The sequence below is a fragment of the Streptomyces goshikiensis genome (assembly GCF_014650555.1).
In the GTDB taxonomy this organism is placed as follows: Bacteria; Actinomycetota; Actinomycetes; order Streptomycetales; family Streptomycetaceae; genus Streptomyces; species Streptomyces goshikiensis.
In genome coordinates this window covers 667,886-682,910 of the sequence record NZ_BMVE01000003.1, presented here as the reverse complement: position 1 = coordinate 682,910, position 15,025 = coordinate 667,886, and the positions used below count along the sequence as shown (strand labels likewise).

The 15,025-nt window shown below is 74.4% G+C and carries 3 protein-coding genes; all 3 read right to left on the bottom strand.

Translation table 11 applies throughout. The annotated features are described in order from the left end of the window. Window positions 1-6 precede the first annotated feature (6 nt). The 3 genes from IE248_RS13210 to IE248_RS13200 are packed head-to-tail and all read right to left on the bottom strand — an operon-like array spanning window position 7 to window position 14,996. Window positions 7-6,603, bottom strand: a complete 6,597-nt coding sequence (locus tag IE248_RS13210; protein WP_190030797.1) for a non-ribosomal peptide synthetase — start codon at window positions 6,601-6,603, stop codon at window positions 7-9. Between the two features lies 1 nt (window position 6,604). Beyond that, a complete protein-coding gene (locus IE248_RS13205; protein WP_037799075.1) occupies window positions 6,605-7,651 on the bottom strand; it encodes a GntG family PLP-dependent aldolase in 1,047 nt (348 codons plus the stop codon). Between the two features lie 25 nt (window positions 7,652-7,676). Beyond that, complete coding sequence (locus IE248_RS13200) at window positions 7,677-14,996, bottom strand: non-ribosomal peptide synthetase (RefSeq protein ID WP_190030796.1); 7,320 nt, start codon at window positions 14,994-14,996, stop codon at window positions 7,677-7,679. Between the last annotated feature and the right edge of the window lie 29 nt (window positions 14,997-15,025).

Below are 15,025 nucleotides of genomic sequence, written 5' to 3'. Positions count from 1 at the left end.
GGGTGCTCAGAGCGTGGTGCGGGTCCTGGTCCGGCGTACGACGCGCACCTCGGGTCCGTCGGGCGCATCCGGCGCACCGGCCCGGCCCTCGACCTCGCGGGCGAGGGCCGCGACGGTCGGGTGGGCGAAGAACTCCCGCATGGACAGCGGGACCCCCAGGGCCGTACGGATCTTCGACACCGCCTGCGTCGCCAGCAGCGAATGGCCGCCCAGCGCGAAGAAGTTGTCGTGCGCGCCGATCCCCTCGGTGCCGAGCAGTTCCTGCCACACCCCGGCGATCGCCCGTTCCGCGGCGGTCGCCGGGGGCGTGTGCGCCTCCTGGGCGGGCAGCTCCTTGCCCAGCGCCGCCAGGGCCTTGGCGTCCACCTTTCCGTTCGGCGAGGAGGGGAAGCCGTCCACGGCGGCGAAGCGCGCCGGGATCATGTAGCCGGGGAGCGAGCGGCCGGCGTGCTCCCGCAGGTCCTGAGCCGTCGGCGGCTCCGCCCCCGCCGCCGGTACGACGTAGGCCGCGAGCTGCCGGCCCCGCGTCGGATGGTCCTCGGCGAGCACCTTGACCCGGGCCACCCCGGGGTGGCCGGCCAAGGTGGCCTCCACCTCGCCCAGTTCGATGCGGAAGCCCCGCACCTTGACCTGGTCGTCGGCGCGTCCCCGGTACTTCAGCCGGCCCGTCGCGGTCCACGCCACCACGTCGCCGGTGCGGTACATCCGCTCCCCGGGGGGCCCGAACGGGCAGGCGACGAAGCGCTCCGCCGTCAGTCCCGGGCGGCCGGCGTAGCCGCGGGCGAGCGCCGCTCCGGCGATGTACAGCTCGCCCGGGACACCGGGCGGCAGCAGGCGCAGCCCGTCGTCGAGGACGTAGACCCGCGTGTTGTCCACGGGGCCTCCGATGGGCGCCGTGTACGGCCAGGCGGCGGTGTCCGCCGGCAGTGCGAAACCGGTGGTGACGTGCGTCTCGGCCGGTCCGTAGTGGTTCTCCAGGCGGCATCGCGGCCGGTCGGCGAAGAAGCGCCGCATGCGCTCCGTCAGCACCAGCGCCTCGCCGGCCTGGACCACCCGGCGCAGCGAGGCCAGCCGGAGGTCCTCCTCCTCGGCGATCTGGCAGAGCGTCTCGATCACCACGTTCGGCGCGTAGAGGCGGGTGATCCGCTCCCGGTCGACCCAGCGCACGAAGGCGGGGAAGTCGCCGCGGATGTCCATGTCCGGGATGACGAGGGTGTCACCGTCCAGCAGGGTGGCGAGGATCTCCTGGGTGCTGACGTCGAAGCTCGGCGTGGTGAACTGCGCCGTGCGCCCGCCGGCCGGCGCCGGCCGGGTCCTGCCCTCCCAGGTCAGCAGGTTGACCAGGGTCCTGCCGGGCATCAGCACCCCCTTGGGGCGGCCGGTCGAGCCGGAGGTGTAGACGAGGTACGCCGGGTCGAGCGGGGAGAGGGGGCGCGCCCGGTCCGCGTCCGTGAGGTCCGCGGCGGGCTGCCCGGCGACGGCCGCGGCCGCCTCCGGCTCGTCGAGGCACAGCCGTCGGACCGGTGACCCGTCCGGGATCCGTTCGGCGAGCGGTGCGGTGGTGAGGGTCAGCGTCGGCGCGGCGTCCCCGAGGAGGTACGCGATGCGCTCTGCGGGCTGCTCCGGATCCAGCGCCAGGTAGGCGGCGCCCGCCTTGAGGACGGCGAGGACCGCGACCACCAGCTCCGGGGTGCGCGGCAGCAGCAGGCCGACGACGTCCTCGGCGCCCACCCCGGTGGCCGCGAGGTGGCGGGCGAGGCGGTTGGCGCGGGCGCTCAGTTCCTCGTACGTCAGGGTCTGTTCGCCGAAGCTGACGGCGGGGGCCCCGGGCGTGCGGGCCGCCCGCCGTTCGACGAGTTCCGCGAGGCCCGCGTCGGGCAGCGGGCGGTCGGTGGCGTTCCAGTCGGTCAGGAGCGTACGGCGCTGCTCGGCGTCGAGGAGTTCCACGTCGCCGGGGCGCTGGTCCGGGTCGGCCGCCAGGGCGGTGAGCATGCGGATGAGGCCCGCGGTGAGCCACTCGGCCGTGCTGCGGTCGAACAGGTCGAGACGGTAGGTGACGTAGCCCCCGAGGCCGGCGGGGGCGGCATCGGCGTCGCGGTGTTCGGTGATGTTGAACAGCAGGTCGAACATGGAGTGGCGCAGCTCGAACGGGTAGTCCTCGACCCGCAGCCCCGGCAGCTCCAGCTCGCCGCCCGCGTTGTTCTGGAAGGCGAGCATCACCTGGAACAGCGGGTGCCGGCTGACCGAGCGGGCCGGGTTGAGGGCCTCCACCAGCAGGTCGAACGGCAGGTCCTGGTTCGCGTACGCCGACAGGCTGCCGGAGCGGGTCCGGCTCAGGAGTTCCGCGAAGGTGGCGTCGCCGGAGGTGTCCGTGCGCAGGACGAGGGTGTTGACGAAGAACCCGACGAGATCGTCGAGGGCCTCGTCGGTGCGGCCGGCGAGGGGGGTGCCGAGCGGGATGTCGGCGCCGCCGCCCGCCCGGGACAGCAGGGCCGCGAGGGCGGTCTGGACGACCATGAAGGTGCTGGCGCCGGTGCGTTCCGCCAGTGAGGCGAGGCGCCGGTGCAGCGCGGCGGGCACCTCGAAGGGGACCATGCCGCCCCGGTGGTCGCCCTCCGGCGTGCGCGGCCGGTCGGTGGGCAGGTTCAGCTCGTCGGGCAGGCCCGCGAGGGCGTCCCTCCAGTACGTGGTCTGCCGGGCGAGGGCGCTGCGGGGGTCGTCGGCCGCGCCGAGGATCCGCCGCTGCCACAGGGCGTAGTCGGCGTACTGGACGGGCAGCGGGTCCTGGCTCGGGGCCGCTCCCGCGCACCGGGCGGTGTAGGCGGCGCCCAGGTCCCGCCAGAGGGGACCGATCGACCAGCCGTCGCAGGCGATGTGGTGCACGACGATGAGCAGGACGTGCGCCCCCGGCCCCTCGGTGAAAAGGTGGGCACGCAGCGGCAGGTCCGCGGTGACGTCGAAGCCCTCGGCGGCCGCGCGTGCGACCGCCTCGGCGAGGCCGCCCGGCGTCCTGTCCGGCGTTCCGCCCGCCGCTGCGGCGTCGTGCCTCAGCAGGGGCGGCCTGGCCTCCTCCGGCGCCAGGATGCGCTGGTACGGCTCCCCCGCGACCTCGGGGTAGACGGTGCGCAGGCTTTCGTGGCGCTCCAGGAGATCGGCCAGGGCCGCTTCGAGGGCCGCGGTGTCCACGGGTCCGGTGAGCCGCAGCGCCCAGGGCATGTTGTAGACCGCGCGTTGGTCCTCGAACCGGTTGAGGAACCACAGCCTGCGCTGTGCGTACGACAGCGGTACGACGTCCGGCCGGGGTCCGGGCTCCAGGGCGGGGCGGGCGGCGCCGCGGTCGCCGAGGCGGGGTGCGAGTCCGGCCACGGTCGGGCTCTCGAACACGGCGCGCAGCGGCAGTTCCACCCCGCACTCGGTCCGGATGCGGGTGACCAGCCGCGTCGCCATAAGGGAGTGGCCCCCGAAGGCGAAGAAGCTGTCGTCGACGTTCTCCCAGGGGCGGCCCAGGACCTCGCCGAAGAGCCCGCACAGCAGCCGTTCGGCCTCGGTGCGCGGGCCCCGGCCGGCGGGCGCGCCCCGGTCGGGGGCGGGGAGCGCCTTGCGGTCGAGCTTGCCGTTCGGGCTGAGCGGCAGGGCGTCGAGCTCGACGAGGGCGGCGGGGACCATGAAGGCCGGCAGCAGGCCGGCGAGGTGGGCGCGCAGCGTCCCGAGGTCCAGGGCGGCTCCGTCCGCCGGGGTCACGTAGGCCGTCAGGTACTTGTCGCCGGGCCGGTCCTGGCGTACGGTCACCGCCGCCTGGGCCACGGCGGGGTGGGCGGCGAGGACCGCCTCCACCTCGCCCGGCTCCACCCGGAAACCCCTGATCTTCACCTGCTCGTCGGAGCGGCCGAACAGCTGGAGGACGCCGCCCTCCTGCCACTGGGCGAGGTCGCCGGTGCGGTACATGCGCTCTCCGGGGCCGCCGAAGGGGCAGGCCACGAACCGCTCCGCGGTCAGCCGGGGCTGGTGGGCGTAGCCGCGGGCGAGGCAGGGGCCCGCCAGGTACAGCTCGCCGGTCACGCCGACGGGCGCGGGGCGCAGCCGGTCGTCGAGGACGTAGGCGCGGGTGTTGCCGATGGGGCTGCCCAGGGGTGCGGCCGCGGGCCAGGCCGCGCTGTCGTCGGGGAGCGTGTACATGGTGACGCCGTGGGTCTCGGCGGGACCGTACACGTTGTGCAGGCGCCGTCCGGAGCCCGCGGGGTGGAAGCCGCGGATCCGCCGGCCGAGGGTGAGGCCCTCGCCGCCCTGGATGACGTCGGTGAGGGAGTCGAGGGGCAGGCCCTGCTCGCGCGCGCTCTCGTAGAGGGCCTCGATGACGGCGGTCGGGGCGAACAGCTCGTTCACCCGGTGGCGTTCGATCCAGAGGGCGAGCTGTTCCGCGCTGCGGCGGACCTCGTCCAGGGGGACCACGAGGGTCTTGCCCTGGAGCAGGGTCGCCAGGACCTCCTCGACAGAGAAGTCGAAGCCGATGGAGCAGAACTGCGCGGTGCGGGTGCCGGTGCCTCCGGTCGGGAACGCGGTGCGGTGGGCGGCGAGCATGTTGCGCAGGCCCTCGTGCGGCATGAGGACGCCCTTGGGCCGTCCCGTGGAGCCCGAGGTGTAGATCAGGTACGCGGGGTGGGCGTCCCGCAGCGGGCCGCCGCGCTCGTCGTCGCTCAGGTTCCCTGCCGGGCGCGCGGCGAGGTCCTTCGCGGTCTCGGCGGTGTCGAGGCGGATCGCCGGGGTGGCGGCGGGCAGGCCGCCCAGGCGCGCCGTGTGCGTCAGGGCGAGGGCGGGCCGGGTGTGCGTGAGCATGTAGGCGACGCGCTCGTCGGGGTAGTCGGGGTCGACCGGCAGGTAGGCGGCGCCGGCCTTGAGGACGGCCACCATGGCGACGAACGTGTCGAGGCAGCGGGGCAGGGTCAGCGCCACGATCCGTTCGGGGCCCGCGCCGTGTTCGACCAGTGAGCGGGCCAGCCGGTTGGCCCGCTCGTTGAGTTCGCGGTACGAGAGGGAGTCCTCCTCGAAGATCAGCGCGGTGGCCCCGGGGGTCCGTGCCGCCTGCTCCTCGAACAGCTCGACGACCGTCCGGTCCGGTACGGGCCGCGCCGTGTCGTTCCAGGTCTCCAGGACCAGTTCACGCTCCCCGGGCGGGAGCAGCGCGCTCTCGTCGACCCGCTGTCCGGGGGTGCGCACCGCCCCGGCCAGCAGGGTGAGGTAGTGGTCGGCCATCCGCCGTACCCGTGCCTCGTCGAACAGGTCGGTCGCGAAGACGAAGCGGCAGAGGTAGCCGGACTCCCGCTTCTCGGTGTGCAGTTCGAGGTCGAACCGGGTGGACTGGTCGGCGATGTCGACGACTTCCGCGGTCACCTCCCCGACCTGCCAGGCGCCCTCGAAGTCCAGGTGGTTGCACAGGACCTGGAACAGCGGGTTGACCCCGGGGTCGCGCCCGGGCGCGACCTCCTCCACGACCCGCGCGAAGGGCGCTTCCTGGTGGTCCTGCGCTTCGAGGGCGACGTCCCGGGTGCGGCGCAGGAGTTCCGCGAAGGTGGGGGTGCCCGAGAGGTCCGTGCGCAGGGCGACGGTGTTCACGAAGAACCCGATGGTGTCTTCGAGTTCCGGGCGGGTCCGGTTGGCGACCGGTGTGCCGACGACGACGTCCCGCTCGCGCGTGTAGCGGTGGAGCAGGGCGTTGAGCGCCGTCAGCAGGACCACGAAGGGCGTGACCCCTTCGCGGCGGCTCAGCTCGTCCAGTTCCCGCGAGAGGTCCGGGGGCACGTCCACGGCGACGGAGGCGCCGCGGAAGCTGGGGACGGCGGGCCTCGGCCGGTCGGCGGGCAGGTCCATGACGGGCAGGTCCCCGCCCAGCCGGTCCTTCCAGTAGCGGACCTGGCGTTCGACGTCGGCGGTGGCGCCCGCGCCGTGCTCCCACACCGCGTAGTCGGCGTACTGCAGGGGCACGTCGGGCAGGCGTGCGTCCCGGCCGGCGGCGCCCGCCTCGTACAGGGTCCACAGCTCCCGGAAGAAGATCCCCTCGGACCAGCCGTCGGTGATGCTGTGGTGGAAGTTGACGAACAGGTGGTGGCGGGTGGCGGAGGTCCGGTACACCCGGGCGCGCACCAGCGGCTCGGTCGTCAGGGGGAACGGGACGCGGCTCTCGGCGGCCAGCCGCCCCCGCACCTCCGCCTCGGCCCCGGCCTCGTCGAGTCCGGAGAGGTCGACGCAGGGGACGTCGAGCGTCAGGACGGGCGCGATGACCTGGAACAGCCGCTCGCCCGGCTTGGTGTAGCGGGTGCGCAGGGCCTCGTGCCGGGCGACGAGCCGGTCGAGGCTCTCCCGCAGTACGTCCAGTCGCAGCGGGCCGTCGAGACGGACCGCGAACGCCACGTTGTAGGCGGCGTTCGCGCCGTACAGCTCGTCCAGGAACCACAGGCGTTCCTGCGCGCTCGACGCCGGGACGGGGCCGGTGCGCGGTGCCCTCGCGATGGCGCCGGCGGCGAAGGCGTCGCGTTTGCCGCCGCGGAGCTTTCGCAGCAGGGCGTCGCGCATCTCGGACGCGGTGGGTGCCGCTTCGTGCGCCGTCATCTCAGGCCTCCGCTCCGGTGGACAGGACGCGCCGGACGATCGCGACCGCCTCGTCGACGTCGGCGGAGGTCACCCCCGAGTGGGTGACGGCGCGCAGCCGGCCGTGCCCCAGTTCGGCCACGGCGAGCCCGAGGCGCCCCGCTGCGTCGGCGAAGGTCTGCCAGGTGAACCCGGGGGCCGTCACCCGGAACATGACGATGTTGGTCTGGACGGCGGCCGGATCGGCCTCGATGCCGACGGTGTCGGCCAGCCCCTTGGCCAGCCGCAGGGCGTTGTCGTGGTCGTCGGCGAGCCGGTCTGCGCCGTCGAGCGCGACGAGGCCCGCGGCCGCGAGGAGGCCCGCCTGGCGCATGCCGCCGCCGAGCATCTTGCGGACCCGGCGGACGCCGCGGATGAACTCCGTGTCCCCCGCCACCATCGATCCGATGGGCGCGGACAGCCCCTTGGACAGGCAGAACTGGACGGAGTCCGCGTAGCGCACGATCTCCGCGGCCGGCTTGCCGAGGGCGACGGCGGCGTTGAAGATCCGGGCGCCGTCCATGTGGACGGCGACCCCGCGCTCGTCGGCGAACGCGCGCACCTCGCGCTGGTAGTCCATGGACAGCACCACGCCGCCGCAGCGGTTCTGGGTGTTCTCCAGGCAGATCAGGGACGGCAGGGCGAACTGGGGGTCCTCCGGGTCGTCCGGGAACCCCGCCCGCAGGTCCTCCAGCGCCAGCCGGCCGTCGGGCTGGTTGGCGACCGGCTCGTACACCACCCCGCCGCAGACGGAGGCGCCGCCGGCCTCGTAGACGTAGATGTCGCTCTCGGCTCCGACCAGGACCTTCGACCCGCGGGGTGCGTGCGTCATGATCGAGGCGAGGTTCGCCATCGTTCCGCTCGGCATGAGGCAGGCGGCCTCCTTGCCGAGCAGTCCGGCGGCCCGGTCCTCAAGGGCGTTGACGGTCGGGTCCTCGCCGTACACGTCGTCGCCGAGCCGCGCCTGCCCCATCGCGCGGAGCATGGCGGGGGACGGCAGGGTGAAGGTGTCGCTGCGTAGCTCGATCACGGGGGTGTCTCCTACAGCTGGTTCGTCAGTGGGAAGTCGGGGAGGTCCTGGCCGTGTCCACGGCGTCCGTGCCGGCCGTGGCCTCCGTGGCGTCCGCGAGGGCCGCGCCGAGGTCGTCGGCCACCGCCTTGACGTGCGGGGCGCGCACGATGTCGTAGTGATCGGCCTTGAGTTCGCGCAGCACCACGGGGCCGGGCGTCCAGGGCGCCCAGCTCGCGGCGGAACCGGTACGGGCGCCGTCCGTTCCCTGGTAGAACCTGACCGCCCCGGTGTAGGGGCGGGGCCGGTGGGCCGCCGCCAGCCGGAGGTTGGTGCGGAACACCTCGTAGTGACGGCCTAGCCGGGTGCCGGGGAGGGTGTCGGCCTCGCCGTCGGCCGGCGTGGCCCCGGCGTCCAGGTGGCGGGCGAGGGCGTCGAGGGCCTCGTCGACCCGGCCCGCCCGCGCGTGCGCGGCCGCGTCGGCCGGCAGCGCGGCGTCGGGGTCCCGGCCGGCGGAACCCAGTACGTCCACGGCGAAGGCCCTCAGGAGTTCGGGCTCCTCGGGCGGCGGCCCGCCCTGCGGAAAACCGCTGTCGATCATGGCGAGCAGTGCGACGTCCTCACCCTCGTCGGCGAGCCGGCAGGCCATCTCGTGGGCGACCAGGCCGCCGAACGACCAGCCGCCGACCGCGTAGGGCCCCTCGGGCCGTACCGCGCGTACGGCCCGGAGGCAGTGCTCCGCCAGGGCCCCGACCGAGGCGGGCGGTGCCCCGCCCTCGGCGAGGGCGGGGGCGGGCAGCGCGTACACCGGCTGCTCGTCGCCTAGGGCGGCGCTCACCTCGCGGTAGCAGGTCACCCCGCCGCCGACGGGATGGACGAGGAACAGCGGGATCCGGCGCCCCCGGCCGCCCATCGTCACGAGGTCCGCGGAGCCGCCGGCCGCGCCCGGCGCCCGCTTCAGGAGCGCCGCCTGGCCGGCGATCGTGGGGTGTTCGAGGACCGCGGCCACCCCCAGCTCGCCGCCGAACTCGGCGTTGATCAGGGAGACCAGGCGCACGGCGAGGAGCGAGTGCCCGCCGAGGGCGAAGAAGTCGTCGTGGACGCCGAGGTCCGCGGCGTCCAGCAGCCGCCGCCACAGGCGCAGCAGCCGTTCCTCGTGGGCGTCCGAGGGCGGGCTCGCGGGGCCGTCCGCGCGGGCGGGCGTGGCCGCGGGGGGTTCCGGGAGCGCCTTGCGGTCGAGCTTGCCGCTGGCGGTGAGCGGCATGGCGTCGATCCGCATCCAGGCGGTGGGGACCATGTAGGCGGGCAGCCGCTCGCGCAGGTACCCGGCCGTGTCCGCCGGGTCGGGGTCCGCGCCGGCGGCCGGGACGACGTAGCCGACGAGCCGGTCCTGGCGCAGGACGACGGCGCACTCGGCGACCGCCGGGTGCCCGGCGAGGACGGCCTCGATCTCCTGGAGCTCGATGCGGAATCCCCGGAGCTTGACCTGGGAGTCGGTGCGGCCCCGGTATTCGAGGGTGCCGTCCGCCAGCCAGCGGGCCAGGTCCCCGGTGCGGTACATGCGCCGCCGGACGCCGCGGCGGTCGGTGTGGTGGATGAAGCTCCGCGCCGTCAGGTCGGGCCGGCCGTGGTAGCCGTCGGCCAGTCCCACGCCGCTGAGGTGCAGCTCGCCGGTGACGCCGACCGGTACGGCGTGCCCGCGCCGGTCGAGGACGTGGGTCTGCATGTTGGCGATCGGGCGGCCGATCGGCACCACGGTCCGCCCGTCGTCCCGGCAGCGCCAGGCGGTGACGTCCACGGCGGCCTCGGTGGGGCCGTACAGGTTGTGCAGCTCGGCGCCGAGGACCGAGAAGAAGCGGGTCTGGAGGTCGTACGGGAGCGCCTCACCGCTGCAGATGACCCGGGTGAGGCCGGTGCACCCGCGGGCCAGGGGTTCCTCGACGAACGCCTGGAGCATGGAGGGGACGAAGTGGGCGGTGGTGATCCGCTCGGCGCCCACCAGCCGCGCGAGGTAGGCGGGGTCCCGGTGCCCGCCGGGCCGGGCGTGCACCAGCGTCGCGCCGGCGAGCAGCGGCCAGAACAGCTCCCACACCGATACGTCGAAGGTGTACGGGGTCTTGTGCAGGACCCGCTCCCCCACCTCCAGGCCGTACTCCTGCTGCATCCAGAGCAGCCGGTTGCAGATGGCCCGGTGGGAGACCACGACGCCCTTCGGCGTGCCGGTCGAACCCGAGGTGAAGATCATGTAGGCGGGGTCCTCGGGGGCGGCGGGGACCGGCTCGGGGGTGCCCTCGGCCGGGTCCTGCCCGGCCTCCGCCCGTACGACCGTGATCCCCGGGACCCCGTCGAGCCGGGAGGCGCCCGGTCCGGCCGCGAGGACCACGGAGATCCCGGCGGCGCCCAGGACCTGGCGCAGGCGCAGGTCGGGGTGGTCCGGGTCCAGCGGGACGTAGGCGGCCCCGGCCTTGAGGACGGCGAGCAGCGCGACGGAGAGGTCGAGCGAGCGCTCCATGTGGAGGCCGACGAACTGGCCCCGGGCCACGCCGTGGGCGCGCAGGGCCCCCGCCAGCCGGCCGGCCCGTTCGTCGAGGGCGCGGTAGCTCAGCTCCTCGCCCTCGTGGCGGACGGCGGGCGCGTCCGGCCGCAGGCGCACCTGTTCCCCGATCAGGGCGTGCAGGACGTGGGGCCGGTCGTAGGTCACGGCGGTGGCGTTCCAGGCGGCGATCCGCTCGTGCTCGGCGGCCGGGAGCAGGTCCGCGTCCTCGTGGCTTCCCTCGGGGTCACCGGCCATGGCGGCGAGCACGGCGGCGTAGTGGCCGTGGAACGAGGCGATCTGCTCCTCGTGGAACTGTCCGGTGTCGTAGCGCAGGCCGAGGGTGAGGTGCTCGTCGGCGCCGCCGACCGCGAACTCCGCGCCGAAGGGGAAGTGCGTGGGCGCGGAGCCCTCCGCTTCCAGGACGACGACCTCGGACTGCCCGGCGAGGGTGTTCTCCACATGGAACCGGGTGTAGTTGAAGAAGCTCTCGAACAGTTCCGACCCGCCGGTGCGCCGCATGATCTCCGGCAGCGGATAGCGGCGGTGGGGCTGGACGGCGATGTCCTGGCGGGCCGTCCGCTCGATCAGCTCGGTCCAGCTGCCGCCGGTGAGACGGCCCCGGAACGGGAGGGTGTTGAGGAAGACGCCGAGGGTCAGGTCGGCGTCGCGCTCCTCGCCGCGGCCGTTGTAGACGACGCCGGTGACCACGTCGTCGGCCCCGCTGAGCAGACTGAGCACCCGCAGGTGGGCGGCGAGCAGCACGCAGCGCAGCGGTACTCCGAGGCGTGCGGCGAGTCCCGGGAGGGCGGCGGTCACCTCGGGGTCGAGCGGGGATTCGTGGAACCCCATGGCGGCCGGGCCGGTGCGGCCCGGGGGCAGCGCCGGCCGGGGCAGCCGGGTGAGCGAGGCGCCGTCCAGCTCCGCCTCCCAGTACGCCGCGGTGTCCCGGTCGGCGAGCGCGGCGGTCTCCAGCGCCACGAAGTCGGCGAAGCGCGAGGCGGGAGGGGTGGTGTCCGGGCGCCCGGTGCCCGCGAGCGCGGCGGCGTGGCGCAGCAGGAGCTCGGCGAAGAGGGACCGTTCGCTCCAGCCGTCCAGGATGGCGTGGTGCTCGGTGATGAACAGCTGGAGCGTGTCGTCCGTGAGGCGCTGGACGTGGAACCGGATCAGCGGCGCCCGCTGCCAGTCGAACGGCTGCCGGGCCTCCCGCGCGGTACGGGCCTCGACTGCCGCGCGCCGGGCCTCGGGGCCGAGGTGGTCCAGCTCCTCGAAGGTGACGGGCGGTTCGACGTCCCGGTGCACCAGTTGCGCCGGTTCCGAGAGGGAGTGCAGGTCGAAGGAGGTCCGCAGGATGTCGTGCCGGCCGATGGTCTCGCTCACCGCGGCCCGCCAGGCGGCGACGTCCCAGCGGGCCCGGATGCGGTAGGTGGAGGTGTTGTGGTACTCGGCCGTGCCGTCGGCGGAGAGTCCGCTGTGGAACAGCATCCCCAGCTGCGTCCGCGTCATCGGGTAGGCGTCGTCCAGGCCGTCCGGCAGCAGGGTGCGGTCCGCCGGGGACAGCAGCGCGAACGGTTCCCGCCGCCGCTCGGGCCCCTCGCGCGGAGCGGTCGGCGTGACGGCCTCCGCCAGGCTCCGGATGGTCTGGCGGGTCATCAGGTCGGTGAGCTTGAAGTCCAGGCCCGCCTCGCGCGCCAGGGCCAGCAGCCGGATGCTGCGGATGGAGTCGCCGCCCAGGGCGAAGTAGCCGTCGTCGATGCCGACGCGCTGCCCGAGGACCTCGCTCCAGATGTCGGCGAGCGCGCGTTCGACGGGGGTGCGCGGCGGCGCGTGTTCCGCCGGGGAGGGGCCCTGCGCGCCGCGCGGTTCGGGCAGGGCGGCGCGGTCGACCTTGCCGTTGGCGGTCAGGGGGAAGGCGGGCAGCACGGTGTACGAGGCGGGGACCATGTGCTCGGGCAGCAGCGCGGCCAGGTGGGCGCGCAGGACGTGCGCGTCGGGCGCCGGCGCCGTCGCCTTCACCGGCGCGGCCGCGTAGGCGGCCAGCTGGGGGTGGCCGGCCGCGTCGGTGCGCAGCAGCACGACGGAGTCGACGACCTCCGGGTGGGAGCTGAGCGCCGCCTCGATGTCGCCGAGTTCGATCCGGAAGCCGCGCAGCTTGACCTGGCGGTCGATGCGTCCGCAGTACTCCAGGTCGCCGTCGTGCAGGAGGCGTACGAGGTCGCCGGTGCGGTAGAGGCGTTCGCCCCCGTGGCCGGCGAAGGGCGCCGGTACGAAACGCTCCGCGGTCAGCTCCGGGCGGTTCAGGTAGCCGTCCGCGAGCCCGGCCCCGCCGACGTACAGCTCTCCGGGGACACCGGTGGGAACGCCGCGTCCGTGCCGGTCGAGGACGTACAGCCGCAGGTCCGGGATGGGCGTGCCGATCACGCTGCCGCGGCCCTCGTCGAGGTCGCGCAGGGTGATCGGCCGGTAGGTCACATGCACCGTGGTCTCGGTGATCCCGTACATGTTGACCAGCCGCGGGGCCGTGTCCCCGTGCCGCTCGAACCAGTCGCGCAGGGCCGGCAGGTCCAGGGCCTCGCCCCCGAACACGACCAGGCGCAGCGCGAGCGGGGCGGGCTGGTCTGACTGTGCCTCCTTGTCGGCCCGCATCAGCTGGTAGAAGGCCGACGGGGTCTGGTTGAGCACGGTCACGCGCTCGGTGCGCAGCAGCCGGTGGAAGGCCTCGGGGTCGCGGCTCGTCTCGTACGGGACCACGACCAGGCGGCCGCCGTGCGCCAGCGCCCCCCAGAGCTCCCACACCGAGAAGTCGAAGGCGTAGGAGTGGAACAGGGTCCACACGTCCTGCGGGCCGAAGCCGAACCAGTGGTCGGTGGCGGAGAACAGCCGGGCGATGTTGCGGTGCGGGATCAGCGTGCCCTTGGGCCGGCCGGTGGAGCCGGAGGTGTAGATGACGTACGCGAGGTCGTCCCCGCTCACCTCGACGGCCGGGGCCGTCCGCGGCTGCGCGGCGATCGCGGCGGCCTCGGCGGCCAGGTCGACGACCCGGGCGGTGCTCCCGTCCCACCACACCGGGACGCCCTCGCCGGCCAGCAGGGTGCTCACGCCCGAGTCCTCGGCCATGAACCGGAGCCGCTCGGCCGGATAGGCGGGGTCGAAGGGGACGTAGCACCCGCCGGCCTTGAGGATGCCGAGGATCGCGACGACCAGGTCGGCGCTGCGGTTCACGCTCAGGCCCACCAGGTGCCCCGGCCCGACGCCGGCGGCCTTCAGGTGGTGGGCGAGCTGGTTGGCGCGGGCCTCCAGCCGGCCGAAGGTGAGGTGCGTGTCGCCGTCGACCACCGCGACCGCGTCCGGGGTGCGCGCCGCCCACTGGCCGAAGCGTTCGTGGCACAGGGCCGGGGCGGCCGTGCGGTCCTCCGCCGGGGGCGGGGGCGGGGCCTGTCGTGCGAGTTCGGGGCCGGTGAGCAGGCGCAGCCGGGAGACGGGCAGGTCGGGGCCGGCCGCGATGCTCCCGACCAGCACGGCGAGGTGTTCGGCCAGGAGGCCGATGGTCTGCTCGCCGAACAGGTCGGCGCGGTACTCGAAGGAGCACTCGACGCCCTCCGGTCCGTCGGTCGCGTCGAGCAGCAGGTCGAACTTGGCCCGGGACAGGGGGGTCGGGAGCCATTCCACCTCGACGCCCGGCAGGGTCCAGGACAGGTCTCCGGCGCGGTTCATCCCGAACATCACCTGGAACACCGGTGACGCGGCCGCCCCGCGCTCGGGGTTCTTCATCTCCACCAGCCGCTCGAACGGCAGGTCCTGGTGGTCCTGGGCCTCCAGGACCCGGTCGCGGACCTGCCCCAGGAGCTCGCGGAAGGTCGGATCGGCCGACAGGTCCGAGCGGAAGACGGTGGTGTTGACGAACAGTCCGACGGCGTTCTCGAACTCCTCGCGGTTGCGGTTGGCGATGGGGGTGCCGACGAGGATGTCGTCGAGCCCCGTGTAGCGGTTCAGCAGCACGTCGAAGGCGGCGAGGAGCCCCATGAACAGGGTGCCGCCGGCCTCCAGGCACAGGCCGCGCAGCGTGTCCACGGCCCGGCCCGGCAGCGGGAACACGTGGATCCCCGCGGCGCCGGGCCCGGGGGCGTCCTGCCGCCGCGGCCGGGGGGTGGGCAGTTCGAGCAGCGGCAGCTCACCGGCGAGCCGCTCCTGCCAGTAGCGTTCCTGGCGGTGGGCGGCCGCGCTGTCCAGCCACTCGTCCTGCCATGCGGAGTAGTCCGCGTACTGCACCTCCGGGGGCTCCTGGCCGTCCGGGGCGCCCGCGACGCGGCTCGCGTACCCCCGGGACAGTTCCGCGAGGATGATTCCCGTGGACCAGCCGTCGGTGACGATGTGGTGCGTGTCGACCAGCAGCACCGACTTCCGGGCGGACCTGCGCAGCAGCGCGACCCGGAACAGCGGCCCGGCCAGCAGGTCGAAGGGCCGGTCGCTCTCGCGGCGCACCCACCGCTCGACGGCCGCGTCGTCGTCGGCGACGTCCTCGACCCGCCACTCCACCCGGCTCTCGGGGCTGACCAGCTGCAGCAGTTCTCCGTCGCGTACGGCGAAGCGGGTGCGCAGGGCCTCGTGCCGGTCCACGAGGCCCTGGGCGGCCTCCCGCAGTGCCTGTTCGTCGACGGCGCCGGTCAGCGTGTAGAAGAGGGGCACGTGGTAGGTCGACGCGTCGCCGGCAAGTTCCTGGAGGAAGTACATGCGCTTCTGGGCCCGCGAGGCGGGGAAGACGTAGAAGTCCTGGCCGGCGGCTTCGTCGTCCGGCCCGCTCGTGGCCGTGGCCTCCGACTGGCTTGCACTCAACGGGAATTCCTCTTCTCTCGATCGCTGCC